20 protein-coding genes are annotated in these 26,197 nt (G+C 61.7%); 10 read left to right on the top strand and 10 right to left on the bottom strand.

The features are described from left to right. Positions 1–104 precede the first annotated feature (104 nt). The 5 genes from KW846_RS25625 to KW846_RS25605 all read left to right on the top strand — a co-directional run bounded on the left by KW846_RS25625 (position 105) and on the right by KW846_RS25605 (position 5,651). Positions 105–851: an amino acid ABC transporter permease gene (locus KW846_RS25625; RefSeq protein WP_007975080.1), complete on the top strand. Its 747-nt coding sequence runs from the start codon at positions 105–107 to the stop codon at positions 849–851. Next, the gene (locus tag KW846_RS25620; RefSeq protein ID WP_218485989.1) at positions 851–1,522 is read left to right on the top strand and encodes an amino acid ABC transporter permease; all 672 of its coding nucleotides are present in this window, start codon (positions 851–853) and stop codon (positions 1,520–1,522) included. Before KW846_RS25625 ends, KW846_RS25620 begins: the two co-directional genes overlap by 1 nt. After that, positions 1,519–2,253, top strand: coding sequence for an amino acid ABC transporter ATP-binding protein (locus tag KW846_RS25615; RefSeq protein WP_007975082.1), 735 nt, complete (start codon positions 1,519–1,521; stop codon positions 2,251–2,253). The genes KW846_RS25620 and KW846_RS25615 overlap by 4 nt, the downstream gene beginning before the upstream one ends. 171 nt (positions 2,254–2,424) lie before the next feature. Further along, positions 2,425–4,326 (top strand): sensor histidine kinase, encoded by a 1,902-nt coding sequence (locus KW846_RS25610; RefSeq protein ID WP_218485959.1) that lies wholly within the window; start codon positions 2,425–2,427, stop codon positions 4,324–4,326. Beyond that, complete coding sequence (locus KW846_RS25605; protein WP_218476404.1) at positions 4,323–5,651, top strand: sigma-54 dependent transcriptional regulator; 1,329 nt, start codon at positions 4,323–4,325, stop codon at positions 5,649–5,651. The genes KW846_RS25610 and KW846_RS25605 overlap by 4 nt, the downstream gene beginning before the upstream one ends. 122 nt (positions 5,652–5,773) lie before the next feature. Here the strand turns inward: KW846_RS25605 and KW846_RS25600 are convergent, their stop codons facing one another. Then, a complete protein-coding gene (locus KW846_RS25600) occupies positions 5,774–6,808 on the bottom strand; it encodes an alpha/beta fold hydrolase (protein ID WP_218485958.1) in 1,035 nt (344 codons plus the stop codon). A 218-nt stretch (positions 6,809–7,026) separates the two neighbouring features. On the opposite strand from KW846_RS25600, the gene KW846_RS25595 reads away from it, so the two are divergent. Continuing rightward, positions 7,027–12,261: a dermonecrotic toxin domain-containing protein gene (locus KW846_RS25595; RefSeq protein WP_218485957.1), complete on the top strand. Its 5,235-nt coding sequence runs from the start codon at positions 7,027–7,029 to the stop codon at positions 12,259–12,261. 108 nt (positions 12,262–12,369) lie between these two features. Then, positions 12,370–13,287, top strand: a complete 918-nt coding sequence (gene metR / locus KW846_RS25590; protein WP_015093694.1) for a transcriptional regulator MetR — start codon at positions 12,370–12,372, stop codon at positions 13,285–13,287. 118 nt (positions 13,288–13,405) lie between these two features. Here the strand turns inward: metR and KW846_RS25585 are convergent, their stop codons facing one another. The 5 genes from KW846_RS25585 to KW846_RS25565 all read right to left on the bottom strand — a co-directional run bounded on the left by KW846_RS25585 (position 13,406) and on the right by KW846_RS25565 (position 17,443). Further along, positions 13,406–13,903, bottom strand: a complete 498-nt coding sequence (locus KW846_RS25585; protein ID WP_218485956.1) for a GNAT family N-acetyltransferase — start codon at positions 13,901–13,903, stop codon at positions 13,406–13,408. A 2-nt stretch (positions 13,904–13,905) separates the two neighbouring features. Continuing rightward, positions 13,906–14,544, bottom strand: coding sequence for a LysE family translocator (locus KW846_RS25580; RefSeq protein WP_218485955.1), 639 nt, complete (start codon positions 14,542–14,544; stop codon positions 13,906–13,908). 23 nt (positions 14,545–14,567) lie between these two features. Continuing rightward, a complete protein-coding gene (locus tag KW846_RS25575) occupies positions 14,568–15,002 on the bottom strand; it encodes an NUDIX domain-containing protein (protein WP_218485954.1) in 435 nt (144 codons plus the stop codon). A 153-nt stretch (positions 15,003–15,155) separates the two neighbouring features. Beyond that, complete coding sequence (locus KW846_RS25570; RefSeq protein ID WP_102699066.1) at positions 15,156–16,481, bottom strand: APC family permease; 1,326 nt, start codon at positions 16,479–16,481, stop codon at positions 15,156–15,158. Positions 16,482–16,621: 140 nt separating this feature from the next. Continuing rightward, on the bottom strand, positions 16,622–17,443 hold the full coding sequence (locus KW846_RS25565; RefSeq protein ID WP_218485953.1) for a carbon-nitrogen hydrolase family protein: 822 nt from the start codon (positions 17,441–17,443) through the stop codon (positions 16,622–16,624). 124 nt (positions 17,444–17,567) lie between these two features. Between KW846_RS25565 and KW846_RS25560 the strand changes: the two genes are divergently transcribed. After that, positions 17,568–18,368: a LuxR C-terminal-related transcriptional regulator gene (locus tag KW846_RS25560; protein ID WP_218476381.1), complete on the top strand. Its 801-nt coding sequence runs from the start codon at positions 17,568–17,570 to the stop codon at positions 18,366–18,368. 209 nt (positions 18,369–18,577) lie between these two features. Next, on the top strand, positions 18,578–20,197 hold the full coding sequence (locus KW846_RS25555; protein ID WP_218485952.1) for an FMN-binding glutamate synthase family protein: 1,620 nt from the start codon (positions 18,578–18,580) through the stop codon (positions 20,195–20,197). A gap of 55 nt (positions 20,198–20,252) precedes the next feature. Here KW846_RS25555 and KW846_RS25550 read toward each other — a convergent pair whose 3' ends face one another. Genes KW846_RS25550 through KW846_RS25540 form a run of 3 tightly spaced genes read right to left on the bottom strand, consistent with a single transcriptional unit; the run spans position 20,253 to position 23,075 of the window. After that, the gene (locus KW846_RS25550) at positions 20,253–21,761 is read right to left on the bottom strand and encodes a glucosyltransferase domain-containing protein (RefSeq protein ID WP_218485951.1); all 1,509 of its coding nucleotides are present in this window, start codon (positions 21,759–21,761) and stop codon (positions 20,253–20,255) included. 1 nt (position 21,762) lies between these two features. After that, on the bottom strand, positions 21,763–22,704 hold the full coding sequence (locus KW846_RS25545) for a glycosyltransferase family 2 protein (protein ID WP_218485950.1): 942 nt from the start codon (positions 22,702–22,704) through the stop codon (positions 21,763–21,765). Next, positions 22,701–23,075: a GtrA family protein gene (locus KW846_RS25540; protein WP_218485949.1), complete on the bottom strand. Its 375-nt coding sequence runs from the start codon at positions 23,073–23,075 to the stop codon at positions 22,701–22,703. The genes KW846_RS25545 and KW846_RS25540 overlap by 4 nt, the downstream gene beginning before the upstream one ends. Before the next feature lie 245 nt (positions 23,076–23,320). Between KW846_RS25540 and KW846_RS25535 the strand changes: the two genes are divergently transcribed. After that, positions 23,321–24,481 (top strand): OpgC family protein, encoded by a 1,161-nt coding sequence (locus tag KW846_RS25535; RefSeq protein ID WP_218485948.1) that lies wholly within the window; start codon positions 23,321–23,323, stop codon positions 24,479–24,481. Between the two features lie 66 nt (positions 24,482–24,547). Here KW846_RS25535 and KW846_RS25530 read toward each other — a convergent pair whose 3' ends face one another. Next, positions 24,548–25,969, bottom strand: a complete 1,422-nt coding sequence (locus tag KW846_RS25530; RefSeq protein WP_218485947.1) for an amino acid permease — start codon at positions 25,967–25,969, stop codon at positions 24,548–24,550. Between the last annotated feature and the right edge of the window lie 228 nt (positions 25,970–26,197).

Genomic DNA, 26,197 nt, shown 5'->3' with positions numbered 1-26,197 from the left:
TGGCTGTCGAGCCGGGAGCGTGTGCCTGATCGTCAAGATCAGGCGGGAACGGAGCTTCCCCCAAGCGGGCACTTGTACATCGATTGAACTGAGGGGAGACCCTAATGAATTACAACTGGGACTGGGGCGTGTTCTTCAAGTCCACCGGCGTGGGCAGCGAGACCTATTTCGACTGGTACGTGTCCGGTCTGGGCTGGACCATCGGCATCGCCATCGCGGCCTGGATCATCGCCCTGACACTGGGCTCGATCCTGGGCGTCATGCGTACCGTGCCGAACCGCATCGTATCGGGCATCGCCACCTGCTACGTCGAACTCTTCCGTAACGTGCCGCTGCTGGTTCAGCTGTTCATCTGGTACTTCCTGGTACCCGACCTGCTGCCGGCGGACCTGCAAGAGTGGTACAAGCAGGATCTGAACCCGACCACCTCGGCCTTCCTCAGCGTCGTCGTGTGCCTGGGCCTGTTCACCACCGCCCGGGTCTGCGAACAGGTGCGCACCGGTATCCAGGCCCTGCCCAAAGGCCAGGAATCCGCGGCCCGCGCCATGGGTTTCAAGCTGCCGCAGATCTACTGGAATGTGCTGCTGCCCCAGGCTTACCGGATCATCATTCCGCCGCTTACTTCGGAATTCTTGAACGTCTTCAAGAATACCTCCGTGGCCTCGCTGATCGGCTTGATGGAACTGCTCGCGCAGACCAAACAGACCGCCGAGTTCTCCGCCAACCTGTTCGAAGCCTTTACCCTGGCCACGCTGATCTACTTCACCCTGAACATGAGCCTGATGTTGCTGATGCGCCTGGTCGAGAAGAAAGTCGCCGTACCGGGCCTGATCTCCGTAGGGGGTAAATGATGGAATTCGACTTCTCGGGCATCATCCCGTCTCTGCCGGGCCTGTGGAACGGCATGGTCATGACCCTCAAGCTGATGGCCATGGGCGTGGTCGGCGGCATCATCCTCGGCACCATTCTGGCGTTGTGTCGCCTGTCCCACAGCAAACTGCTGTCGAACCTGGCCGGTGCCTACGTCAACTACTTCCGCTCGATTCCATTGCTGCTGGTGATCACCTGGTTCTACCTGGCGGTGCCGTTCGTGCTGCGCTGGATTACCGGCGAAGACACCCCGATCGGCGCGTTCGCCTCGTGCATCGTGGCGTTCATGATGTTCGAAGCGGCGTACTTCTGCGAAATCGTCCGGGCCGGTGTGCAGTCGATTCCCAAGGGCCAGATGGGCGCTGCCCAGGCCCTGGGCATGTCCTACGGCCAGATGATGCGCCTGATCATCCTGCCGCAGGCGTTCCGCAAGATGACGCCGCTGTTGCTCCAGCAGAGCATCATCCTGTTTCAGGACACCTCGCTGGTCTACGCCGTCGGCCTGGTGGACTTCCTCAATGCTTCGCGCGCCAGTGGCGACATCATTGGCCGCTCCAATGAGTTCCTGATTTTCGCGGGTCTCGTGTACTTCATCATCAGCTTTGCCGCCTCGCAGCTGGTCAAGCGTCTGCAAAAAAGGTTCGCCGTATGATCTCTATCAAAAGCATCAACAAGTGGTATGGGGACTTCCAGGTTCTGACTGATTGCAGCACCGAGGTCAAAAAAGGCGAAGTGATCGTGGTGTGCGGGCCATCCGGTTCCGGCAAGTCGACCCTGATCAAGTGCGTCAATGCCCTGGAACCCTTCCAGAAGGGCGACATCGTGGTCGACGGCACTTCCATCGCCGACCCGAAGACCAACCTGCCGAAACTGCGTTCACGCGTGGGCATGGTGTTCCAGCACTTCGAACTGTTCCCGCACCTGACCATCACCGAAAACCTGACCATCGCGCAGATCAAGGTATTGGGCCGCAGCAAGGAAGAAGCCACCAAGAAAGGCCTGCAATTGCTCGAGCGCGTCGGCCTCTCGGCTCACGCCCACAAGCACCCGGGCCAATTGTCCGGCGGTCAGCAGCAGCGCGTGGCGATTGCCCGTGCACTGGCGATGGACCCGATCGTCATGCTGTTCGACGAACCGACCTCGGCGCTGGACCCGGAAATGGTCAACGAAGTGCTCGACGTGATGGTGCAACTGGCCCACGAAGGCATGACCATGATGTGCGTGACCCACGAAATGGGCTTCGCCCGTAAAGTGGCCGACCGGGTGATCTTCATGGACGCCGGCAAGATCATCGAAGACTGCAAGAAAGAAGAGTTCTTCGGCGACATCAGCCACCGTGCCGAGCGTACGCAGCACTTCCTCAACAAGATTCTGCAGCACTAAAGCCACACCGCCGCCCCTGTAGGAGCTGCCGCAGGCTGCGATCTTTTGATCTTGCTTTTGATTCTGGCGAACGTCCGGTCACAAAAGATCAAGATCAAAAGATCGCAGCCTGCGGCAGCTCCTACAAGGACGCGTCAAGGCGGTAGTGGTGGTTGACCCAAGGCATCTGTGATGAAATGCGACCCTAATCTTTATCGCGCAGCGTCGCCATCACTCGCCGTGAAACCCCGTCTGGTTCGTCATTTGTTCCTGCCGCCACTGATCATCGCCATGATGATCGGCCTGGGCTATATCGGCTTCGGGATCAGTGAGCACTATGGCATTCGCAACCTCAGCGAAAACGGCCAGCGTCAGCTGGAACTGCACGCCCGTGCCGTCGAAAGCGAAATCAGCAAATACACCTACTTGCCCAGCCTGCTGGAGCTCGAAACCAGTGTTTCGCAGTTGCTGGCCGACCCGACCCCGGAACACCGGCAAACGGTTAACGATTACCTCGAAGGCCTGAACCGGCGCAGCCGCAGTCGGGCCATCTACGTGATGGACACCACCGGCCGCGTCATGGCCACCAGCAACTGGCGCGATGTCGACAGTTACCTGGGTGAAGACCTGTCCTTTCGCGCCTACTTCCAGAACGCCGTGCGCGGTCAGCCGGGGCGTTTCTACGGCATCGGCAGCACCAACGGCGAACCCGGTTACTACCTGGCCCATGGCCTGGAAGAACACGGCAAGATCATCGGCGTCGCGGTGGTCAAGGTGCGCCTCGAAGCCATGGAAGAGCGTTGGCAGCGCGCGCGGCTGGAAGCCTTCGTCAGCGACGAGAACGGCATCATCATTCTCTCCAGCGATCCGGCTCGACGCTTGAAATCGGTGGTGCCGCTGAGCGAAGAAACCAAGGAAAAACTTGCCCGCAGCCTGCAGTACTACTGGTTCCCGCTCAACGAACTGCAGCCGGTGGCCCGGGAAACCCTGTCCGAAGGCGTGGAAAAACTCACGTTCCCGGCCAACAGCGAACTGGTGTCCGACGATGAAAACATCAGCTACCTGTCGCAAACCCGGCCCTTGAGCGATACGCCGTGGAATTTCACCCTGCTCACGCCGCTCCAGGACTTGCGCCGCGAAGCGATCAACCAGGGGATTCTGGTGGCCGTGGCGTTTGCCCTCTGCGCCTTTCTGTTGATCGCCTGGAACGAGCGGCGCAAGGTGATCGCCACTCGCCTCGCGGCCCGGGAAGCCTTGCAGGAAGCCAACAACCAGCTGGAACGTCGGATTACCGAACGCACCACCGACCTGCGCGCCAGCAACGAACGGCTCAAGGGGCAAATTCGCGAACGCCGGCACGCCGAAGAGACCTTGCGCCGCGCCCAGGACGAACTGGTACAAGCCGGAAAACTCGCGGCCATCGGCCAAATGTCCACCAGCATCGCCCACGAACTGAACCAGCCGCTGGCGGCGCTGCGCACCTTGTCCGGCAATACCGTGCGCTTCCTCGAGCGCGGCCAGCTCGACGTCGCCAGTACCAACCTCAAGACCATCAACGAACTGATCGACCGCATGGGCCGCATCACCGCCAGCCTGCGCTCGTTCGCCCGGCGCGGTGACGACAAGGGTCAGGCCTGCCTCGGCAAAGCGGTGGACGCGGCCTTGCAATTGCACGGCGCGCGGGTGGAAAACACGCCTTTGCAATTGCACCGCCATTTTGACGCTGTGCAGGTGCAAATCGACCAGACCCGCCTGGAGCAGATTCTGGTCAACCTCATCGGTAACGCCCTGGATGCGATGCAAGCGCAGCCTAAACCCGAGCTATGGCTCGAAGGCGAAACCTTCGATGGCAAATACCGGCTGCGCGTGCGTGACAATGGCCACGGCATCGACGCCGAAGCGCGCAAGCACCTGTTCGAACCCTTCTTCACCACCAAACCCGGCGAACAGGGCCTGGGCCTTGGCCTGACCCTTTCCGCCAGCCTGGCCGCCGCCACCGGCGGTCACCTGGGTGTCGAGCACCCGGCCAGCGGTGGTACCGCATTCGTCCTCAGTTTACCGTTGGTAAGCCCCACTCCCGCCGAGCCAATATGAACAACGACCTTAGTGTATTGATCGTCGAAGACGACCCCCATGTGCTTCTCGGCTGCCAGCAGGCGCTGACCCTGGAAGACATTCCCTGCATCGGGGTGGGCAGCGCCGAAGAAGCCCTGGAACGGGTCGGCGACAACTTCGCCGGCATCGTCGTCAGCGACATTCGCCTGCCGGGCATCGATGGCCTGGAGTTGCTGACCCGGCTCAAGGAGCGCGACCGCAGCCTGCCGGTGGTGCTGATCACCGGCCACGGCGACATCTCCATGGCCGTCGGGGCGATGCAGAAAGGCGCCTACGACTTCATGGAAAAGCCGTTCTCCCCGGAGCGCCTGGTGGACGTGGCTCGCCGCGCCCTCGAGCAACGCAGCCTGGCGCGGGAAGTGTCGTCGCTGCGCCGGCAACTGGCCGAGCGCGACTCCCTCGAAGGGCGGATCATCGGGCGTTCGCCGGCCATGCAGAACCTGCGGGAACTGATCGCCAACGTCGCCGATACGTCGGCCAACGTGCTGATCGAAGGCGAGACCGGCACCGGCAAGGAACTGGTTGCGCGCTGCCTGCATGATTTCAGTCGGCGGCACACCAAGCAGTTCGTCGCCTTGAACTGCGGCGGCCTGCCGGAGAACCTCTTCGAAAGCGAAATCTTCGGCCACGAAGCCAACGCCTTTACCGGTGCGGGCAAACGGCGGATCGGCAAGATCGAACACGCCGACGGCGGCACATTGTTCCTCGACGAAGTGGAAAGCATGCCCCTGCCCTTGCAGATCAAGCTGCTGCGGGTACTGCAGGAACGCACCCTCGAACGCCTCGGTTCGAACCAGAGCGTGGCGGTGGATTGCCGCGTCATCGCAGCGACCAAATCCGACCTCGTCGAGTCGAGCAAGGCCGGCGAATTCCGCAGCGACCTGTACTACCGCCTCAACGTGGTGACCCTGGAACTGCCGCCGCTGCGCGAGCGCCGAGAAGACATCCTGCAACTGTTCGAACACTTTCTGCAGCAGTCTTCCTTGCGCTTCGACCGCGCGGTGCCGGAGCTGGACAACCAGACCGTTTCCAACTTGATGAGCCACGACTGGCCGGGCAACGTGCGTGAACTGCGCAACGTGGCCGAGCGCTTTGCCCTGGGCCTGCCGGCGTTCAAGAAAACCGGTGCCGGCGGCAGCAATCAAGGCCTGGCGTTTGCCGAAGCGGTGGAAGCCTTCGAGCGCAACCTGCTCAGCGATGCCTTGCAACGCAGCGGCGGCAACCTGACCCAGGCCAGCCAGGAACTGGGCATGGCCAAGACCACGCTGTTCGACAAAGTGAAAAAGTACGGCCTGAGCCATTGAACTCGATCTGATCGCTCCCCTGTAGGAGCTGCCGAAGGCTCGGGCCGCGTTCGGACGATCTTTTGATTTTCAAGATCAAAAGATCGCAGCCTTCGGCAGCTCCTACACGGGATCGGGGGGGGTTAGAGGAGATTGTGATCGGCCACAGGCTCGATCTGCGCCCAGTGCGAAGTGTCTTCACGGTGCTCGCGCAAGTACGGCAACACCGCCCCCAGCAACGGCGCCTTGAACGCCTCCTGGAAACGATGGGCCAGACCCGGAATCAAGACCAACTGACTGCCCCGCAGATGCGCCGCCAGATGCACCCCGTGCATCACCGGCAGCAAGGGGTCGGCCGTGCCATGGACCACCAGCGCCGGCACCCGCAACCGGTTGAGCAGCGCGACCCGGCTCGGCTCGGCGAGAATGGCCATAATCTGGCGTTTTACCCCCTCGGGATTGAACGCCCGGTCATAGGACTGCGCCGCCTGATGCAACAGCACCTGACGATCATCGGTCACCATCGGGCTACCCAGCGCCGCCAGCAAGTCGGCCTGTTGCTCCAGGGCCACCTCGCGGTTCGGTGCGCCACGTCGCGCCAGCAATTGCACCAGCGCCGCACTCGGCGCCGGCAAGCCTTCGGCCCCGGAGCTGGTCATGATCAGGGTCAGGCTCTCGACCCGCTGCGGGGCCATGGCCGCCATGTGCTGGGCGATCATCCCGCCCATGCTCGCGCCCAACACGTGGAACTGATCGATGTGCAAGGCATCCATCAAGCCCAGGCCATCGTCGGCCATGTCGGTCAGCGAGTACGGCGACGACACCGGCAATCCGAGTTTGTAGCGCAGCACTTCGAACGTCAGGTTGGCTTCGGCCGGGGCTTGCCGCCAGGTCGACAGGCCGACATCGCGATTGTCATAGCGGATCACCCGGAACCCCTGCTGACACAGGGCGACCACCACCTCGTCCGGCCAGTGGATCAACTGCCCGCCCAGGCCCATCACCAGCAGCAAGGCCGGATCCGACGTACGACCGATGCTCTGGTACGTCAGGCTTACCTGGACCAGATCCACCCGCTCGGTCGGAACATTGACGTCACAACGCGAGGCCGCCAGGGACGGCAGGCCGAACAACAACGCAGCCAGAAACATGATTCGTGAAAAGAATGCAGCACCCATGGAAAAACACCAAAACGCAGAACCCCAGTAGAGCGCGAGTCTGATGAAGTTTGTTCAAGCGCGCTGCCACAGTTCCATGACAGTTTGATGAAGAGCGCCGGGCGGTCATCCGGCGTCACACCCGGTTTCGCGATAACTATGTACCGCCCCTCCTCCTGTCGACTGCCGCCTAATGCCCGCACCGCCGGCACGGCCCGGTCTTCTGGAGACTCATCGTCATGGTTGACGAAAACACCCCCCTTACGGCCGATTTCGGCCTCATCTACCCATTGCCCGCCAACCCGGACCAAGGCCTGAGCCTGAGCGCCTCGGCACGCTGGGAAGAATGCTGCGAGCAGTGGCTCAGGCTCATGGCGCAAAGCTCGCAAGCCCGGCTCGACACCGCTTGGTGGAGCGCACGTGCGCTCGGCACCGATCGCTCGCGCCGGGAACAAGCCATCCGCTTGTATCGCCAGCATTTCGAGGCGTCGAGCCAATGGGCGTTTGCCCAAGGCATACTCGATGCCGGGCAGATCAAAACCTTACTGGCGCTCATCGACCCGCCAGCGCCAACACCAACGTCTGACCAGCACCCCGTGTACGTCGAACAGCTGAGTCTCAAAGATGACAATGGCCTGTCTGCCCCGCTGTCGGGCGCGCTGGTCATCACCCGGGATACCGATCAACCGGTCGCTCAGCTGTTGTACCTGCCTTCACACTCATCCGTCTGGATGACCTTTCAAAGCCGGATTGAACTGGAGCGCTGGCTGACCGAGCATCAGCCACAGCGGTTCGACCAGCCCCGACTGTCGATGGACAAGGGCAGCGTCGATTACACGGTCCTCGACAAGGCTGTGCTGCGCACTGGCGCCGAAGCCCTGTTGTCCCGCTTGTCCGTCGCCCCCGCCGACCGGCCCGGCAATGCTGCCGTACTGGCCGCGCCCCCCGACCTGCCCTTTGTGGAGACTGACGACGACGCGGCCCTGTTCGGCCAGCTCAGTCCCGATATTCCCTTGGGCGTGCGTCACCGCGCGCTGGCACAACAGCGGACGGCCCTGGAGCGTCTGCTCGGCGATGACTTTGCGGGTGACGCCAAGGATCCACGTCTGCAACGCCTGCACCAGCAACTCGAGGCACTCAGCGCTGCCGAGCAGGCCAGCAACGCCGCCGCGACGGCACTACTGGACACCGCCGAAGGCCTCAAATGGCTGGAACTGCGCCACCAGCCTGGGCCGCATTACGCCGACCTGCTCCAGGCACGCCAGGACGGTTTGCGTGCCGAAGCCGAACTGCAATTGAGCCTGAATCAGATCAACAGTGAAGAGCATCAATGGCTCATCAGTGTGCTGGATGCCCCCGACCAGCCCCGAGCGGCCGACCTGGTGGTCGCGCGGCTGGAACTGTCGGCAACCGACACCGAAGGCGACACCCGCCGCACGCAAACCGAGGAACTGGACGGCGTTCTGCTGTTTGCCAAACCCTCGGCGCTACTGGCGAATTCGACCGACAGCCTGTTGCTGTACTGGCCCGGACGCTTCGGTGGACTGCAACGGTTTGCCTCTCGACAGCTGCTGGAACAATCGCTGTTCAAACGCCCGGTCAACGACCCTGCCCTGGCCGTGCACGTTTTGCCGCTGAGCGGCTCGCCATTTAAATACGCCCTGCAAATCCAGCTCCACAGCTGTGAACAACAAGCGGCCCGGATCATTGCAGCCAATCCTGTTCCGCCTCGTACCCGCCAGCGTGCGGCCGAACTGGAAAAACTGCGCGAGCAGACCCTCGCCTGCCTGACCGTCCCCCAATCCGCCGCCCGGGACTGGGTGTACGCACGCATCGTCGAGCAAAACCAGAGCAGTGCGCTGGCCGCTCAATTGCCGTCGTGGCATCGCGAACTGCCCGCCGTGCAGCGTGACCGGCTCAAGACGCTGTTCAAATCCTGGATCGGCGCGATGCAGCGCTCCCACGCGTGGCTCGAACGTGAACTGCCGCCACGGGAAGCCTTCGCCATCAAGGCTGTCGACGCCCGGCTGCGCGAGGACTTCGACCTCACTCAAGCGGTACAGGTGCTGCTCGACGTTCCGGACTCAACCAGCTGGCGCAAAGTAGTCATTGAAGGTGCAGCTCCGGGCACCCCTCAGCAAAATGTGCTGTTCGCCAGCGAGCAGCGCAGCAAGCTGTCCCTGGGTGAGCTGGCGCTGGGCAACATCGATCAGGAAATGGGGTGGCGGCTGTCGTTCATGCAGGTCGAGGTCAGCGGTGCCGACGCCGCACAACAGCTGCAACTGAAAAGCGCCATCACCACGCCCTGGCTGCGCAAGCTGGTCACTGAGCTGGATCTGGCCGGGCAATATGAAAGGCTGATCCGCGAGACGTTCCTCGGCACCTCGACGACATCGACGTTCGGTAATGAATATCGGCGCGAATGCCTGAGTGAGCCGTGGCGCCTGATGCTTCGCCTGCAAGGCGAATTCGCCGAGTTGGCAAAGGACATCGATGCCAACGGCCGGCAAGTGCTGGAAATCGCCATCGACGCCAACAGCCGTGAAGCCTTTGCCAGCGACGGCAAGCGCATCGAGTTGCTGCCCGCGCACCTGACCGTGGGCGGCAAGGACACCCACGCCCAGGGACCGAGCACGTTGTCCGGCGTCACCTTTATCGTGGAGCACGTCAGCGGCCTGACCCTGCTGTATCTGCCCGACAGCCCCGACGGCGTTTATCTGCGCCAGTTCGACAGCCTTGAACAGGCACGCATGCGCCTGTTCAACGATTGCCTGCGCAGCCCGATGGTCAACTACCTGGCCGGCCGGGCCTTGACGGGCGATGTCGCCCAGCACGTCAGTCGGATCAACCAGGCCCTATTGAAAAACTTCAACGGGCTGATCGGCGTCGGTACGCCCTGGCCAGCCAGCACCTCCCTGGCGGTGCATCTGCTGAATGTACACATGGGCCGTTTGCTGGAGGCCCATCGGGCGACATCGCGCTCCAATGATGCGTTGTACCTGGAGCAGGTAGCCTTGAAGTCCGGCGCAATGTTCAACTACCTGAAAATGGCTGTGGGCATGCTGCCCTTTGTCGGTACGACCATCGCCCTGTACGACGCCTGGAACAGCGCCAACCTGGCGGTGGCGGCCTTTCTGCGCGGTGATGTCGGCCATGGCCTGGCCGAGGTGGAGGCGGTGCTGTTGTCGCTGATCGACGCGGCCATGGACATTCTCCCCGGCACCTCTGCCACCCCTGCTACTGCCCGCGTCGCCACGCGCAGTCGTCAGTGGCGGGCGCTGGGCAAAAGTCCGCGAGCCCTGCAGGTATCGACGCAACCCCAGGCGCGGCGGTCGCTGGAGCGCTTCAAGGGTTATGAATATGAAAAACCGATTTCCCTCGCGGACCTGCAACCGGGCAGCGAAGGCATTTATCGCAACGTGTATCGCCACGCCGACGGCGACTTCATGCTCAGCCAGGGACGAATCTATCGCATCGAACTGGAAGGCGAACCACCCCGCTGGCGCTTGAGTGGCACCAGCAGCCGGACCTACAAACAGCCAGTCGCCCTCGATGAGTCAGGCCACTGGAACACCCACTACGCGGTGTACGGCACCGTGATCGAGGGTGGAGGCGTGGGCGGTGGCGCGGTGCTCGGGCACATGGCCGACGGGCTTGACCCACTCTGGCCTGCCGCCATTCGCCGCTGGCTGCCGCGCTGGTGGACCGACCGCGCCTTGCGCCGGCAATTGACCCTGACCCATACCGCAGAGGCCTACAGGGCGCGGCTCGATACCCAGACCCGCAGCAGCAACACCCTGCTTGAGCACTATTTCGGCCTCGAACTCCAGCACCGCCCAGCCCTTCGCTCCCGTGCCGATGTCGCCTGCGCGAACGATATCGACCTTGCCCAGGCCCAATACCTGAATATCGATGAGCTGATGCTGTATAGCCATGGCCGCAAACGCGTGCAGATCGAAGACATCCAAAGTCGCTGCGCCTGGATCATCGTCGACCGTTCGGTGCGGCGGATCAACCTGGCCAAGGAACGGCTGGTGGAACACCTCAATCGCATCGATCAGCTGATCGCCCGGTCAGATGCCACAGCGATCACCGATACCGCCGCGCACTTGCAGTTCATGGCGCAACGCAAGGAGGTCCGCAAAAACTTTCTCAAAGACTTCGATCAGCTCCATGCGACGGTCGAGGAAGCCAATCGCTGGAACCGCCGCATCACTAACCCGGCGCAAAAAAAGGAGATTGCGAAGGCCATGACGAACGTGAATGAGAAACTCAGCGAGGCCAATCACTACTACCTGAAAACGGCGCATACCCTGGAAATCATCACCCGTTATGACGCGGTGACCGACCTGTCCTGGACGTACTTCCAATTGCAGTTGAAAGTAGCCCGCAACAAGGTCGGCCGCGCGCTGCTGACGCAACATCAGCTACCCCAGGTGAGCGCCAACGTCAGCCAGCGCAGTAAAGTCCTCGAAGACTGCCTGGCCACCTATACCGAGTTCCGGCGTCAGCTGGGCGCCTGGACCCTCGGCTATCCGCAGCATTTGGACCTGGAACAGGTCACCGCGTTTCTGGACAATCTGGACAAGGTTGAAGATTTTGCACGCCGGGCCATCAAGACGCGACCTTCTGTGGTGCCCAAAGAAGGCCGGCCCGGACAGCAACTGTTCGAGACCGAGGACAACCAATTGCTGATCGGCATCGCCAGCACCGACGCCGTCACCCGACAAAAGCGCATCACCATCGAAGGGGTCGATGGCCACACGGAAACCTGGCTGCCGCGCTCCAGCGGCAAATATCGCCTCAGCGAGCCAACGGCTTCCGTACAGCCGGAACTGCCCACCGATGTCGGGCCACTGCTGACAGAAGCCAGGAACAGGCTGGAGGCGGCAAACGCCTACACCCGCAAAGTCGAAGGCTATGCGCGGCAGGACATGCTCCCGGTCGACCTTGAGCACATGATGGGCAGCGAGGCCACGGAGTTGACCATGCGTGCCCAGGCCATCGAACGCTTGTCGCCCACCGATGCCGTAGCGCTGCAACTGCGCAAGCGGGCGGATGAGATGTTGAGCACGGGGCGTACCTTGCGCATCAATCAAAGCATGAGCAGCAAAACCCCGACCGAAGGCTATCTGGACTATTTGGTTGAACAACAGAGGGTGGACATCCGCAAGGAAGGTGGCTTGCGCGACCTGGGCAAACGCGCCGACGGACGACGGGATTTCCTGCAGGAGTACGAGGTGCGCGACCTGCGCAGCGAACCGGCGCAAACCCTGTGGTACGCGCACTTCCACTACACCTCGGCCCAGCCGGCATTCGGTGAGTTCGTCAAAGGCCATCTGAAACTGCCGGAACAACGCAACCTCGGCCTGAAATGGCAACAGGCCGTGGCCGCCAGTGGCGGTACGGTCGACGCGATCTGGCGCGGCGACATCGGCAAACCGCTGGGCAACAAACACTTTTCCACGCTGTAAAATGACAACGACGGGGCACGCAATGTGCCCCGTCGTGGACAGCAACATCAACATGAGACAAACTCAACCTTTTCGGTTTATCTACAAGTTTTTCTCATGGAGCCTCCGGTGCTTGAAATCCGTCACCTCAAGACCCTGCACGCCTTGCGCGAAGCCGACAGCCTGGTGGATGCGGCCGATCGCCTGCACCTGACCCAGTCGGCCCTGTCTCACCAGTTCAAGGAACTGGAAGAGCGCATGGGCATGCCGTTGTTCGTGCGCAAGACCAAACCGGTGCGCTTCACCAGCGCCGGTTTGCGCCTGCTGCAATTGGCCGACGCCACCTTGCCATTGCTGCGCGCCGCCGAACGCGACATCAGTCGCCTGGCCGGGGGTACCGCCGGTCGCCTGCACATGGCCATCGAATGCCACAGTTGCTTCCAGTGGCTGATGCCGACCATCGACCAGTTCCGCGATGCCTGGCCGGAAGTCGAGCTGGACCTGGCCTCGGGTTTTTCCTTCGCCCCGCTGCCGGCCCTGGCCCGTGGCGACCTGGACTTGGTGGTGACCTCCGATCCGCTGGATCTGGCCGGGATCACCTATGTACCGCTGTTCACCTATGAAGCGATGCTCGCGGTGGCCAACCAGCACCGCCTGGCCGGCAAGGCCTATATCGTCCCCGAAGACTTGCTCCCGGAAACCCTGATCACCTACCCGGTGGAACGGGACCGGCTGGACATCTTCACCCGCTTCCTCGAACCCGCCGACATCGAACCGGCCCAGGTCCGCACCTCGGAACTGACGGTGATGATGATGCAGCTGGTGGCCAGCGGTCGTGGCGTGTGCGGCATGCCCCATTGGGCGCTGCACGAATACAGCTCGCGGGGTTATGTGAAAGCCAAGCGGCTGGGTGAGAAAGGTTTGTTCGCCACGCTGTATGCGGCGATCCGCGCCGACATGCTCGATGCACCGTACATGCGCGACTTCTTGCTGACGGCCAAGGACACGTCGTTTTCAACGCTCGACGGCGTTAGTGCAGTTCGCTGAAATGCGATCAAATGTGGGAGCGGGCTTGCTCGCGAAAGCGGCATAACATTCAAGATTGATGTTGCCTGACACACCGCTTTCGCGAGCAAGCCCGCTCCCACAGGGATCCCGGTGATCCTTATATTTCGCGCCACATGTGGATTTTGTCGAAGTAGTCCTCCCCCACCCGCACGGCCATCGGTTCCAGGCCAAACTGGACGAAACCGCAGCGCCGGTAGAGGTTGAACGCGGCATCGTTGCCGGCGGTGACGGTCAACTGGATCAGGCGCAAACCTCCATGGTGCTGCGCCTCGGCCAGTGCCGCCTGAACCAGTTCATAACCGAGCCCACGCTGACGGACCCCGGCGGTCACGTACATGCCAAACAGCGTCACCTTGTGCCGGGCCTTCTCCCGAGGCTCGAAGGCGAGGCCGACAATGCCGGCCAACCGGCCGTCCTCGAACGCCCCGAGCACCACATCCAGCTTGCTCGTCAGGCGCGACTCCCACCAGCCCAGCGGCATCGCCGCCCGCTCGCGCACACTCGAGGTGAAGGCCTGCGGGTGCAGGTCGTAGGCTTCGAGCATCAGTGCCCGATAGTCCAGGGCATGGCTGGCATCCAGTCGCTCGATCCACATGTTCAGGCCATCCGTTTTTGCTCAAGCATCAGCCGCAGCGCCAGTGCCGACAACACGAAGCCCATGAAATAGCGCTGCATCGCCAGCCAGGTGGGATTGTTAACGAACCACGAGGCGATGCCCGCGGCAAACATGGCGATCAGCAGGTTGACGCAGAAACTGACGCTGATCTGGGTCAGGCCGAGGATGAGGCTCTGGCTGAACACCGAGCCATGCTCCGGCGTGATGAACTGCGGAAACACCGACAGATAGAACACCGCGATTTTCGGGTTCAGGGCACTGGTCAGAAAGCCCATGGTGATCAGCTTGCGCGACGAATCCGGGGGCAACTGCTGCGCCTCGAACGGCGAGCGCGCACCGGGTTTGACCGCCTGCCAGGCAAGCCACAACAGGTACAGCGCACCGGCCCACTTCAACACCTCATAGGCCATCGGCACCGCCAGGAACACGGCGGTCAAACCGGCGGCCGCAGCAAACAGGTGCACGAAAAAACCCGCGACCACGCCGAGCAAGGAGATCACCCCGGCCTTGCGCCCCTGGCAGATCGAACGGGAGATCAGGTAGATCATGTTCGGCCCCGGCGTCAGTACCATCAGCAACGCGGCAGCGGCAAAAATCAGCAGGTCTTGGAGCGGGATCATGGGCGAGGTCCTTTGCGTGATGATCAGGCGATCGCAGTCAGCGATGCTCGATAAAACGGCAGGATCAGGTCCCGTGTCAATGGCGCCAGAACGACACCGCCCTCGGTGGCCGGGTCGATCCAGATCACCTCTTCGATCTCCGCCGCCGGAGTGACATCCGAATCAATGTTCAGTTGAAAGAGCTCGGCGTGTACGACAAAACCCGGTTCGTTGGCCGCCGGTGCCGAAAAGTGACCGAGGTAAACGGCCTGCGCCGGGTCGATGTCCAGACCCAGCTCTTCTTCCAGCTCCCGGGCCAGTGCATGAACCGGCAGCTCGTGAGGCTCGATCTTGCCGCCCGGCTGCATGAACGCCGTGGTACCGCGCTTGCGCACCAGCAGCGTGCGGCCGCCAGGGCCGATCAACAGGGCGGCGGCGATGCGGATGGTCCCGGAGGCAGGCATGGAAAACGTCGACATAAACAGAGGGCCTTTGACTCAAAAACGCCAAGGATCACATGTCTGCCAGCCGAGATCAAAAGCCTCGTGTAGGAGCTGCCGCAGGCTGCGATCTTTGATTTTTACGATCAAGATCAAAAGATCGCAGCCTGCGGCAGCTCCTACACGGGGGTGTTACGTGGCTTCCTGGAAATCCATCTCCGGCGGCTGCCGACGGAAACCGCCGGTCAACACCGCCAGGTACACCACGCCAATCGCCAGCCAGCTCAACCCCAGGTACACCGCCAGGTGATCGAGGCTGACCATCAACCACAAATCCGCTGCCAGGCCGATGAACGGAAACAGCAGGAACAGCACGAATTCGCGCAGGCCTTTTTTGTCGCCACCGATCCAGTAATGGAAGATCACCGACAGGTTCACCAGGCTGAACGCCAGGAACGCACCGAAGTTGATGAACGAGGTCGAGGTGGTGACGTCCAGTTTCAGTGCCAGCAACGCCACCACCGCGCACAGCAGGATGCTGTTGATCGGCGTACCGAAGCGTTCGTGCAGGGTGCCGAAAAACGACTTCGGCAGCACGCCGTCGCGTCCCATGGCGTACAGCAGCCGCGAACCGCTGGCCTGGGCCGACAGGCCCGAAGCAAATTGGCCGACGATCAGGCCGATCAGGAAGATCGAGACGAACAGGTCACCGCCGATGTTGCGGGCAATTTCATAGGCCGCCGAGTCGACACTCTCGAACTGGAACGACGGATGAGCGATCTGTACGAAGTACGACACGCCGACGAAAATCAGCCCGCCGATCAGGGTGATCAACATGATCGCCCGGGGAATGGTACGGCGTGGATCGCGGGTTTCTTCGGTGAGGGTGCTGACGGCGTCGAAGCCGAGGAACGAGTAGCAGGCGATGGCCGCACCGCTCATGATCAACGGCATCTGCATGTCGCCATTGAAGAAGGGCTTGATCGACCACAACGGCGTGCTCGCATCACCACCGACGTAATGCACGCACAGCGCAACGAAGGCGATCAGCACCAGGAACTGCACCAGCATCAGCAGGGCGTTGATGCCGTTGGCCAGTTTCAGGCCAACGATATTGATCGCACTGGTGATGCCGATGAATGCCAGCACCCAGATCCACTGCGGCACCGCCGGGAACGCGGAGTTGAGGTAGGCCGCGCCGATCAGCCAGATCGCCATCGGCAAAAACAGATAATCGAGCAGCACGGCCCAACCGGCGATGAACCCGAGTTTCGGGCTGATGGCCTTGCGCACATAGCTGTAGGCCGAGCCGGCCACCGGGAAGGCCGAGGCCATGCGGCCGTAGCTCATGGCGGTGAAGAACATCGCCACCAGCGCCGCGAGGTACGCGGCCGGTACCATGCCGGCGGTGGATTGAGCGAGGATGCCAAAGGTGCCGAGTACAATGATCGGCGTCATGTAGGCGATGCCAAACAGCACCACCGACCCCAGAGACAGGGTGCGTTGCAAACGAGCCATGAGCGACTACTCCGAATTTTATTGGATTTATGGCAGAGCCGGGTTTTTCGCGGTTGTTAAAAAAGATCGCAGCCTTCGGCAGCTCCTACATGGATCGCGGTCCCCTGTAGGAGCTGCCACAGGCTGCGATCTTTTGATCTTCAGCCCTTGGGAATCATCAGCTCGCGCAATCCGCAAGCATGCTCAACCACCTCCCCCGGCAACCTCAGCCGCTGATCATCCAGGTACCGATAATCCTGGCGCGCCGCCGTCAACTGCTTCAGGTCCAGTTCAACGGCAAACTGCCCCTCCTCGCGCCCGGCCTCGAACAGCAGCGTGCCCAGCGGATCAACCAGCGCACTGCCGCCGGCAAACAACAAACCACCATCCCCCTCTTCCACCCGATTGACCATCAGCGCAAAGGCCTGGTTTTCCTGGGCGCGGGCCATGATGGCGGTGCGGTGGGTCGGGCCGTAGGGGTCCATGTTGCCGTTGGTGACGATCAACAGCTCGGCGCCCAGTTGCGCCAGGGCGCGGGCGCTTTCGGGGAATTCGATGTCGTAGCAAATCAGCAGGCCCACGCGCACGCCGTTCCACAGGCAGGTGGCGTAGCGATCACCCGCCTCGTACACACCGCGATCCGAGGCCCACAGGTGGGTCTTGCGGTACTTCAGCGCGATGCCTTCAGGGGTGATCAACAGCGTGGTGTTGTAGAAGCGACCGTCGTCGTTCTCGGCCAAGCCGATGGCCACGGCAATATTGCGTTCGCGCGCAGCGGCGATTACCGCGCTGACGGACGGCCCCTCAAGGGATTCGGCGACATCGGTCACGGACTCCGCCGAAGGGAAACCCATCAAATGACCTTCGGGGAACATGATCAGCTGCGTATCGGCTGCGCATGCGGCGATGGCCGCCAGGGTGCGTTCGAGGTTGTAGGCCGTGTCGTTGTCACGGCCTGCCAATTGGGCGAGTTCGACCTTCATGGGTATTCCTTGTTATGGACCGGGCGGCAGAAAGATTGCCCGGTCGGTGTCTGTGCGCCAGTATGCGCAGCAAGCAAGCGGGCGGGGAATCACGCCGCTGGGGTAACACGATAGGGGTAGATGCATGGCACTCTCGTTGGACGACATCGCCTGGCACCGCTCGGTGGGGCAACTGATCGACGCCCTGGACAAGCCCAATTTCTGGACCCAGCTTGTCCGGTTGCTGGATCAGTACGTGCCCTTCGACAGCTGGGTGGCCCTGCTTTTCAGCGCCGATCAGCGCCCACAGGTGTTCGCCGAATGCCCCGGCGAGGACGGCAGCCCCGACCAGTTGTTCCAGGATTACCTGCGCGGCCTGTACCTGCTCGACCCCTTCTACATCGCCTGCCGCGAGCAGTCGCGCACCGGGCTGTATCGCCTGTCGGAAGTGGCCCCGGAGCACTTCGAGCTGACCGAGTATTACCAGCGCTACTTTCGTCTGAATGTGGTGGCCGACGAAATCCAGTTCAATTGTCAGCTCGAAGGCGACCGCACGCTGTGCCTGTCCCTGGGCAGCACGCAGCGCTTCAGCGGCCAGCAGATCGCCTTGTTGTCGTTGATCCAGCCATGGGTGCTCGGCCTGTTGCGCCAGCGTCTACCCTATGAAATCAACGAAGTCGTGGCCCTCGCTCCCGCACCGCCACAAGCCGACTGGCGGGTGCAACTGGAGGCTTCGGTGCAGCAACTCAAAGGTGCGCAGTTGACGGCCCGGGAGCTGGATGTCGGGCGTTTGATGCTCAGCGGTTGCTCCAGCAAAGAAATCGCCCGTAAGCTGGAAATCTCTGTCGAAACCGTGAAAGTCCACAAGAAACACATGTACAGCAAGCTGGGGATCAAATCCCAGTCCGAGCTGTTTTCGATTTTTCTCCAGGCACAAAATGCCTGACAGCTGTTGAAGGGAAACTCATACCTGTGGCGAGGGGGCTTGCCCCCGTTCGGCTGCGAAGTAGTCGCAATTCCAGGATATGCGTCCTCCCTGATACAACTCAGGGCCACTGGTTTCTGGGACTGCTTCGCAGCCCAACGGGGGCAAGCCCCCTCGCCACAAAAGTAGCCATGACACCGAATAATTGAGTCCGAACCCAAGGAAACCGTATGAGCCTGTCACTCCTGAGCCGCTACGCCTTCTTTGCCGTCTGCGTGATCTTCACCCTCGCCAGCCTGCCCTTTCTTGACTATGACTGGCTCTGGCCGATCGCCGCCGTCACCGGCGTCCTCAGCCTGATCGGCCTGTTCGATCTGCTGCAAAGCCCCCATGCGGTGCGCCGCAATTACCCGATCCTCGGCAATATCCGCTACCTGGTCGAAGGCATCCGCCCGGAAATCCGCCAGTACCTGCTTGAATCCGACAGCGACGCCCTGCCCTTCTCCCGGGCCCAGCGCTCGCTGGTTTACTCCCGGGCCAAGAACGAAACCGCCGACAAACCCTTCGGCACCCTGATCGACGTGTATCAGTCGGGCTTCGAGTTCATCGGCCACTCCATGCGCCCGGCGCCGTTGAGCGACCCGAGCAGATTCCGCGTCACCGTCGGCGGCCCGCAGTGCACCCAGCCGTATTCGGCGTCGGTGTTCAACATCTCGGCCATGAGTTTCGGTTCCCTCAGCGCCAACGCCATTCGCGCGTTGAACCAGGGTGCCAAGCTGGGCAATTTCGCCCATGACACCGGCGAAGGCAGTATCAGTCCCTATCACCGGGAACACGGCGGCGACCTGACCTGGGAACTGGGCAGCGGTTACTTCGGCTGCCGCACCAGCGACGGTCGCTTCGACCCGGAACGCTTCGCCGCGCAAGCCCGCACGCCACAGGTGCGGATGATCGAAATCAAGATGAGCCAGGGCGCCAAGCCCGGCCACGGCGGCATCCTGCCCAAGCACAAGGTCACCAAGGAAATCGCCGAAACCCGCGGCATCCTCATGGGCGAGGACTGCGTGTCACCCTCGCGCCACACAGCGTTTTCGACGCCGATCGAAATGATGCATTTCATCGCACAACTGCGTGAGTTGTCCGGCGGCAAACCAGTGGGCTTCAAGTTCTGCCTCGGCCATCCCTGGGAGTTCATGGGCATTGCCAAGGCCATGCTGGAGACGGGCATCCTCCCGGACTTCATCGTGGTCGATGGCAAGGAAGGCGGTACCGGTGCCGCGCCCGTGGAGTTCACCGACCACATCGGCGTGCCGATGCGCGAAGGCCTGCTGTTCGTCCACAACACCCTGGTGGGCCTGAACCTGCGGGACAAGATCAAACTCGGCGCCAGCGGCAAGATCGTCAGCGCCTTCGACATCGCCAGCGTGCTGGCCATCGGTGCCGATTGGGCCAACTCGGCGCGCGGCTTCATGTTCGCCATCGGTTGCATCCAGTCGCAGAGCTGCCACACCAACAAATGCCCGACCGGTGTCGCCACCCAGGACACCCTGCGCCAGCGCGCGCTGGTGGTGCCGGACAAGGCCCAGCGCGTATTAAACTTCCATCGCAACACCCTCAAGGCCCTGGCGGAAATGCTCGCCGCCGCCGGCCTCGAACATCCGTCGCAGTTGTCGGCCAAGCATCTGGTGCGACGCATGTCGGCGACCGAGATCAAGCTGTTCTCGCAGCTGCACGTTTTCCTCAAGCCAGGGGAATTGCTGACCGGCGAAGTGAACGGCGAGTTCTACTCGCGGATGTGGCAGATGGCCCGGGCCGACAGTTTCGAGCCCAACGAGGTAGCCGCCGCCTGACCCAGCCCCACCCTGCAGGAGCTGCCGCAGGCTGCGATCTTTTGATCTTCGCCCGTCACCACCGCAGCGTTTTGCTCGGGGCCGGCTCCTTCATCACGATAAAACCGTAATCGCCAATCAGGTAAATCCGGTAGAACTGGCTGTCCACCAGCGCCGGATAGCCCTGATAGCCGACCCGCGTCGCATTGCGCCGCTCGCGCTCAGCCACCACATTGGTGATGCCCGCTTTCGGCAGGTTCTCGGCCAGCATGTAAAAATCGGTATTGAGCAGGTAGTGCAGCACCGGCATCTGCTTGAACGAGCCTGCCGCCGCCACCAACCAATGGTCGGAGTAAGTCACCGAGAGGTAGATCCGTCTGGCCTCGCGCAGCGACTGATGACTGGCGATATCGTACGCAAGACCGGCCAGCGCCGTGGACGCGAAGGTTTTCTGCACCGTCAGCACCCGGCCATAGGCGAACGACAAAGACAGCATGGCCAGCAGCGGAATGATCAACAACAGTGGCAGTCGCTCATGAATCGACGCCAGCGCCAGATGGCTCAAATAGCACAGCAACACCAGCAGCACGGCGAAGCCCATCAAGGTGCGGGCGCCCTCGTTGAAGTCGCGGAAAAACAGCGCGACACCGGACACCAATAGCGTCACCACCGGCAATGTCAGCAAGCACATCACGCCGATCAACAGCTTCTTCGGCCCGTCGTCCTGACGCGCCGCCACGTTCAGTCCCAGCCGCACCGCCCCGGCTATCGCCAACAACAGCAACCCGCCGAACACCCAGAGCCATCCGCCATGGAACAGCAGCACGACTTTCTCGAGGACCCGGGCCATGTTGATCTGGATTTGCAATAAAGGATGCGCCGTCCAATTGAGCAGCAACGTGCGATTGGAGTCCATGAACGGATAAGCGCTGACGCTGTAGACCAACCCGCCGAGGATGACCTGGGCGGCTTTCCAGCCCAACAGGTCGCGCCATGGCACCGGGGCGGTTTTATCGTTGACAGCCCTGAGCAATTCCAGGCAACACAGGCCCAGGAACACATTCAGGCTGATCTGATACAACCCCAGCGCCAGTGCAATCAGGAACGAGGGCACCAGCCATTGCACGCTGCGCCACGGATGACGAAAGGTGATCGCGTAGATCACCGCCACCAGGCTCAGGGCCGTGGCGGGACCGTCGTATTGATAGGACAGGTTCTGCAGGAAGAACGGGTTGTACCAGAGCGGCAACAGCACCAGGCAGCAAGCGACGGTCGGCTGGCGAAAGTAATGGAAGGTCAGGCTGCTCAGCGCGGCCGCTATGGCCAGCGTGGCGATCAACAGGGGTAAGGGAAAGATGTTCGGCGCGGCATGGCTGAAGGTCAACGCGTTGTAGAACAGCTGGGCGAAAAGTCGACCCTGTTCGGACCAGGCCATGCCCGCCGCCAGCGAGCGCCAGTTGTCGTCGATGTAGGGATAGTCCGCGAGTATCAACGGCAGGACATACACCAGGGTGGCGAGCAGAAAAAACCGCCAGACCTGATGCCGGCTGAGCTCGCGAACGAAAAAGTCGCTGAACCGGCCCATGCTAGTGCCCGCCCCGGTCTTTACCGCCGACGATGTCCTTGATCACATAACGCGGCCGGTGCTTGGCCTCGATGTAGATGCGACCGATGTACTCGCCGAGGATGCCGATGCCGATCAGTTGCACGCCACCGAGAAACAGGATCGCGGTCATCAGCGACGGATACCCGGGGACGTTGTTGCCGAAGAAAATCTTGTCCAGCACCATGTACACCGCGTAAAGCACCGCGAAAACCGACACCGCGCCACCAACGTAAGTCCACAAGCGCAGCGGCACGGTGCTGAACGAGGTCACGCCTTCCAGGGCCAGGTTCCACAGCTTCCAGCCATTGAACTTGCTGCTCCCCGCCACCCGCCCCGCCCGCTCGTACTCCACCATCACGGTGTTGAACCCGGCCCACGACAACACGCCTTTCATGAACAACTGATGCTCGGGCAGGGAACGGATCACGTCGACCACCTTGCGATCCATCAGCCGGAAATCCCCGACGTTTTCCTCGATCCGGGTGTAGGCGATGCGATTGAGCACGTGGTAGAAAATCGACGCGCTGTGACGCCTGAGGTAGCCGTCGACGTCGCGATTGCGGCGCTTGGCAAGCACCACATCGGCGCCCTTCTGCCATTGCTCGACCAACAGCGGTATGACGCTGATCGGGTCCTGCAGGTCGACATCCATAGGGATCACGGCATCGCCGCTGGCATGCTCCAGGCCGGCAAACAGGGCCGGTTCCTTGCCGAAGTTGCGCGAGAAATTGATCAGCAGCACCTGCTCATCGGCTTCAGCCAGCGCCGTCGCCTGCTCGGCTGTGCGGTCGGAGCTGCCGTCGTTGATGAAGACGATTTCAACCTCGGCATCGCCCAGTTTCAACTCGCGACGCACCGCCTGGTAAAACAGGTTGATCGACTGCTCCTCGTTGAATACCGGGACGATGAGCGAGATTTTCATTGATCACGCTCGCGAAACACCACGTATTTGGAATACAGGAAGCCAAACACCAGGCTCAACGCGGAAAACAGCATGACGGTGAGCAGGCCATGCAGGCGCCACACATCACCCAGGTGACCGACGCCCAGGCTCAGTGTCCCCATGCCCAGAAGAAACAGCAGATAACCGCCGATCGTGGCACTGGCGGCGAAGGTAAATTGCGCGTTCATGTAGAAGGAAAACGACGCAGCCACGCAGAAGGCGCTCAGGTTGCTGATCGCCTGACTGAGGCCGGCCGCCACGCTCAACAGGAAAAAGATCTGCCAGTGAATCAGGGTGTTGGCGACCCCGATCACCGTGTAACTGGACAGCCCTTTCCACAACAGTCTCATGTGAGGCTCCCGTTTCAAGAACGTTGTACTTATTAGTATTTGAGCCTGTCTGCTGTCAGAAATCGCAGATTGACCGAGCTTTCAGACCAGCGGTTGAGCCTTGGAGCAACGCCCGAGACATCCGGTAATATCCCGGTTTTGCAATTCACTGCGAATCACGCCACCCTGCGCGCCGCCGACTTGGCGCGCGGCCCTTTGCGCCCGCAGCCAATCCCATTTTCACTCGCTGATACGAGCCTGCTGTCATGACGTTAGCGCGCGATCACCGGATCGACTTTTTTCGTGGCCTGGCACTGATCTTCATCTTTTGGGATCACGTGCCCCACAACCCATTGGGGCAAATCACCCTGCGTAACTTCGGTTTCAGCGATGCAGCCGAGGTTTTCGTGTTTCTGGCCGGTTACGCCGCGGTGCTGGCGTACGGCAAAGTCCTGGCGCGCGAAGGCTTTCTGATCGCCTGTGTGAAAATCCTGCGCCGGGCGTGGGTGCTCTACGTGGTGCATATCTTCCTGCTGGCGATGCTGATGGGCATTGTGTTTTTCGCCAACAGTCACGTGGAAACACGGGATCTGGTGGAAGAAATGGGCATGCATCATTTCATCAGCAACCCACAGCAGGCCCTGATCGATGAACTGCTGTTGCGCTTCAAGCCGAACCTGATGGACCCGTTGCCGCTGTACATCGTGCTGCTGGCCGGGCTGCCCCTGGTCCTGCCAATACTGGTGCGCAAGGCCTCGGTGGTTGTCGCTATGTCAGTGGCGCTGTACCTGATGGTGCCACTGGCGGGCTGGAACCTGGCGGCCATCAAGGACGGCGTGTGGTACTTCAACCCGGTCGCCTGGCAGTTGCTGTTCGTGCTTGGCGGTGCCGCGGCGATTCACAGCCAGCGCCCGCGCTTGCCCGAGACCCGCCCATTGGTACGCCAGCCCTTGTTTGTGAGTGCGGCGCTGTATGTCGTGGTCGCGGGGGTGTTGACCGTCCTGTGGCGTTGGCCGGACCTGCACGATGCCGTGGTGCCCGCGAGCCTGCAAAACGTCTTCTACCCCATCAGCAAGACCAACCTGTCCCCCGTGCGCCTGCTGCACTTCCTCGCACTGGCCTACGTCACGGCCAAACTGATGCCCGACAGCGGATGGACGCAAAACTGGCTGGCGCAGCAAAGCTGCCGCATGGGCCGTTTCTCGCTGGAGATTTTCTGCCTGGGCGTGCTGCTGGCGCCTTTGGCGGACATGGTCAATGCCCTGACCGACGATGCGTTTGCCATGCAGATCTTCACGGCCCTGGTGGGTGCCGGGCTGATGGCGTTGCTGGCAACCTGGCTTGAGTTCAACAAGCGTTTGAACCAGCCAATCAAAAGATCGCAGCCTGCGGCAGCTCCTACAGAAGCAGACCGCGCCCCCCTGTAGGAGCTGCCGCAGGCTGCGATCTTTTGATCTTCAAAAAAAGCCCCGGTCAAATGGACCGGGGCACATTCACGAAACCGAACGCACCGCCCCCTGCGACACATTGGTCGGTTGCAACTTGAACACATAGAACAGCACCGTCAGCAGCACCAAAAACGCAGGCCCCACATACAACCCCACGCGGGTATCCGGGAAGTACGCCATCAGGCCGACCACCAGCACCAGGAACGCCAGCGCCAGGTACGAACTGACCGGGTAAAGCCACATGCGATATTTCAGGCCGGCCGCTTCGCTGGCGCTCAGCCCTTTACGGAACTTGAGCTGGGCCAGCAGGATCATCACCCAGGTCCATATCGCGCCGAAGGTGGCAATGGCCGTCACCCAGACAAACACTTTTTCCGGCACCAGATAGTTCAGCAGTACGCCCAACAGCAAGGCGCCAATCGACAGCAGCAATGCACGACGCGGCACGCCGTTGTTCGAGGTCTTGGCAAAGCCGGCCGGGGCCTGGCCGTTCTGCGCCAGGCTGTAGAGCATGCGCCCGGTACTGAAGATGCCACCGTTGCAGGACGACAACGCCGCCGTGATCACCACGAAATTGATGATACCCGCCGCGGTCTTGATGCCCAGGCGCTCGAAGGTCATCACGAACGGACTGCCCTGGGTACCGATTTCATTCCACGGGTAGATCGACAGGATCACGAACAACGCGCCGACGTAGAACAGCAGGATCCGCCAGAACACCGAGCCGATCGCGTTCGGAATGGTCTTCTGCGGGTTCTTCGCCTCACCGGCGGTCAGGCCGATCATCTCCACGCCCAGGTAGGCGAACATCACCATTTGCAGGGACATCAATACGCCTTGCACGCCGTTGGGCATGAAGCCGCCGTGGGTCCACAGGTTGGAAACCCCCAGGGCCACGCCGTCGTTGCCGAAACCGAAGGCGATGATGCCGATGCCGCCGAACACCATCGCAATGATGGTGACGATCTTGATCAAGGCAAACCAGAACTCGAACTCACCGAAAGCCTTGACCGCGATCAGGTTGATCGAGCCCATGCTGATCAACGCAGCGAGCGCCCAGATCCAGCGCGGTACATCGGGAAACCAGATCCCCATGTACACCGCCACGGCCGTGATTTCCGCGACGCAGGTCACCAGCCACAGGAACCAGTAGTTCCAGCCGGTCAGGAAGCCCGCCAGCGGGCCCAGGTAGTCTTGGGCGTAACGGCTGAACGAGCCGGCAACCGGGTTGTGCACGGCCATCTCGCCGAGGGCGCGCATGATCACCAGGATCGCCAGACCGCCGATGATGTAGGACAGCATGATGGCCGGGCCGGCCATTTCGATGGCCTTGGCCGAGCCCAGGAACAGGCCGACGCCGATACAGGCACCGAGTGCCATCAGGCGAATATGCCGCTCGCCGAGTTCACGTTTGAGCGGACCGCCCTGAGCGGCCTCGCCTTGGGGCAGGTGATTGCCTACGGGCATTGGGGACAACCTCGTCTTGTTATTGGATATGACCACCGAGTGGCGAAGCGCAGGCCGATAAGCCGTCGCCTCCCGAACCGGCCCTGCCTCGTGGGCAACGCTGTCCTGTAGGAAAAACCCGCAAGATCAGTGGGAAAAGCGGCGCCGAGTATTGCACAACAATGGTGCATCGTCATGCCCCTGCCAAAGCCTGGAAAGCTCTAACTCAGGTGTTTCAGACAGCCCCCT

It is taken from the genome of Pseudomonas sp. PDM32 (assembly GCF_019219225.1).
Lineage (GTDB): Bacteria > Pseudomonadota > Gammaproteobacteria > Pseudomonadales > Pseudomonadaceae > Aquipseudomonas > Aquipseudomonas laurylsulfatiphila.
The sequence above is the reverse complement of the archived record's forward strand: the minus strand, read 5'-3'. Positions and strand labels throughout refer to the sequence as shown.

What these genes read in the sequence shown, in the direction of transcription:
- KW846_RS25570 (WP_102699066.1), bottom strand. Translation starts at nt 16,481, where the DNA reads ATGGCTCGTTTGCAACGCACCCTGTCTCTGGGGTCGGTGGTGCTGTTT.
- KW846_RS25545 (WP_218485950.1), bottom strand. Translation starts at nt 22,704, where the DNA reads ATGAAAATCTCGCTCATCGTCCCGGTATTCAACGAGGAGCAGTCGATC.
- KW846_RS25560 (WP_218476381.1), top strand. Translation starts at nt 17,568, where the DNA reads ATGGCACTCTCGTTGGACGACATCGCCTGGCACCGCTCGGTGGGGCAA.
- KW846_RS25605 (WP_218476404.1), top strand. Translation starts at nt 4,323, where the DNA reads ATGAACAACGACCTTAGTGTATTGATCGTCGAAGACGACCCCCATGTG.
- KW846_RS25555 (WP_218485952.1), top strand. Translation starts at nt 18,578, where the DNA reads ATGAGCCTGTCACTCCTGAGCCGCTACGCCTTCTTTGCCGTCTGCGTG.
- KW846_RS25625 (WP_007975080.1), top strand. Translation starts at nt 105, where the DNA reads ATGAATTACAACTGGGACTGGGGCGTGTTCTTCAAGTCCACCGGCGTG.
- KW846_RS25595 (WP_218485957.1), top strand. Translation starts at nt 7,027, where the DNA reads ATGGTTGACGAAAACACCCCCCTTACGGCCGATTTCGGCCTCATCTAC.
- KW846_RS25620 (WP_218485989.1), top strand. Translation starts at nt 851, where the DNA reads ATGGAATTCGACTTCTCGGGCATCATCCCGTCTCTGCCGGGCCTGTGG.
- KW846_RS25540 (WP_218485949.1), bottom strand. Translation starts at nt 23,075, where the DNA reads ATGAGACTGTTGTGGAAAGGGCTGTCCAGTTACACGGTGATCGGGGTC.
- KW846_RS25575 (WP_218485954.1), bottom strand. Translation starts at nt 15,002, where the DNA reads ATGTCGACGTTTTCCATGCCTGCCTCCGGGACCATCCGCATCGCCGCC.
- KW846_RS25610 (WP_218485959.1), top strand. Translation starts at nt 2,425, where the DNA reads ATGAAATGCGACCCTAATCTTTATCGCGCAGCGTCGCCATCACTCGCC.
- KW846_RS25550 (WP_218485951.1), bottom strand. Translation starts at nt 21,761, where the DNA reads ATGGGCCGGTTCAGCGACTTTTTCGTTCGCGAGCTCAGCCGGCATCAG.
- KW846_RS25535 (WP_218485948.1), top strand. Translation starts at nt 23,321, where the DNA reads ATGACGTTAGCGCGCGATCACCGGATCGACTTTTTTCGTGGCCTGGCA.
- KW846_RS25530 (WP_218485947.1), bottom strand. Translation starts at nt 25,969, where the DNA reads ATGCCCGTAGGCAATCACCTGCCCCAAGGCGAGGCCGCTCAGGGCGGT.
- KW846_RS25585 (WP_218485956.1), bottom strand. Translation starts at nt 13,903, where the DNA reads ATGTGGATCGAGCGACTGGATGCCAGCCATGCCCTGGACTATCGGGCA.
- KW846_RS25580 (WP_218485955.1), bottom strand. Translation starts at nt 14,544, where the DNA reads ATGATCCCGCTCCAAGACCTGCTGATTTTTGCCGCTGCCGCGTTGCTG.
- KW846_RS25565 (WP_218485953.1), bottom strand. Translation starts at nt 17,443, where the DNA reads ATGAAGGTCGAACTCGCCCAATTGGCAGGCCGTGACAACGACACGGCC.
- KW846_RS25615 (WP_007975082.1), top strand. Translation starts at nt 1,519, where the DNA reads ATGATCTCTATCAAAAGCATCAACAAGTGGTATGGGGACTTCCAGGTT.
- KW846_RS25600 (WP_218485958.1), bottom strand. Translation starts at nt 6,808, where the DNA reads ATGGGTGCTGCATTCTTTTCACGAATCATGTTTCTGGCTGCGTTGTTG.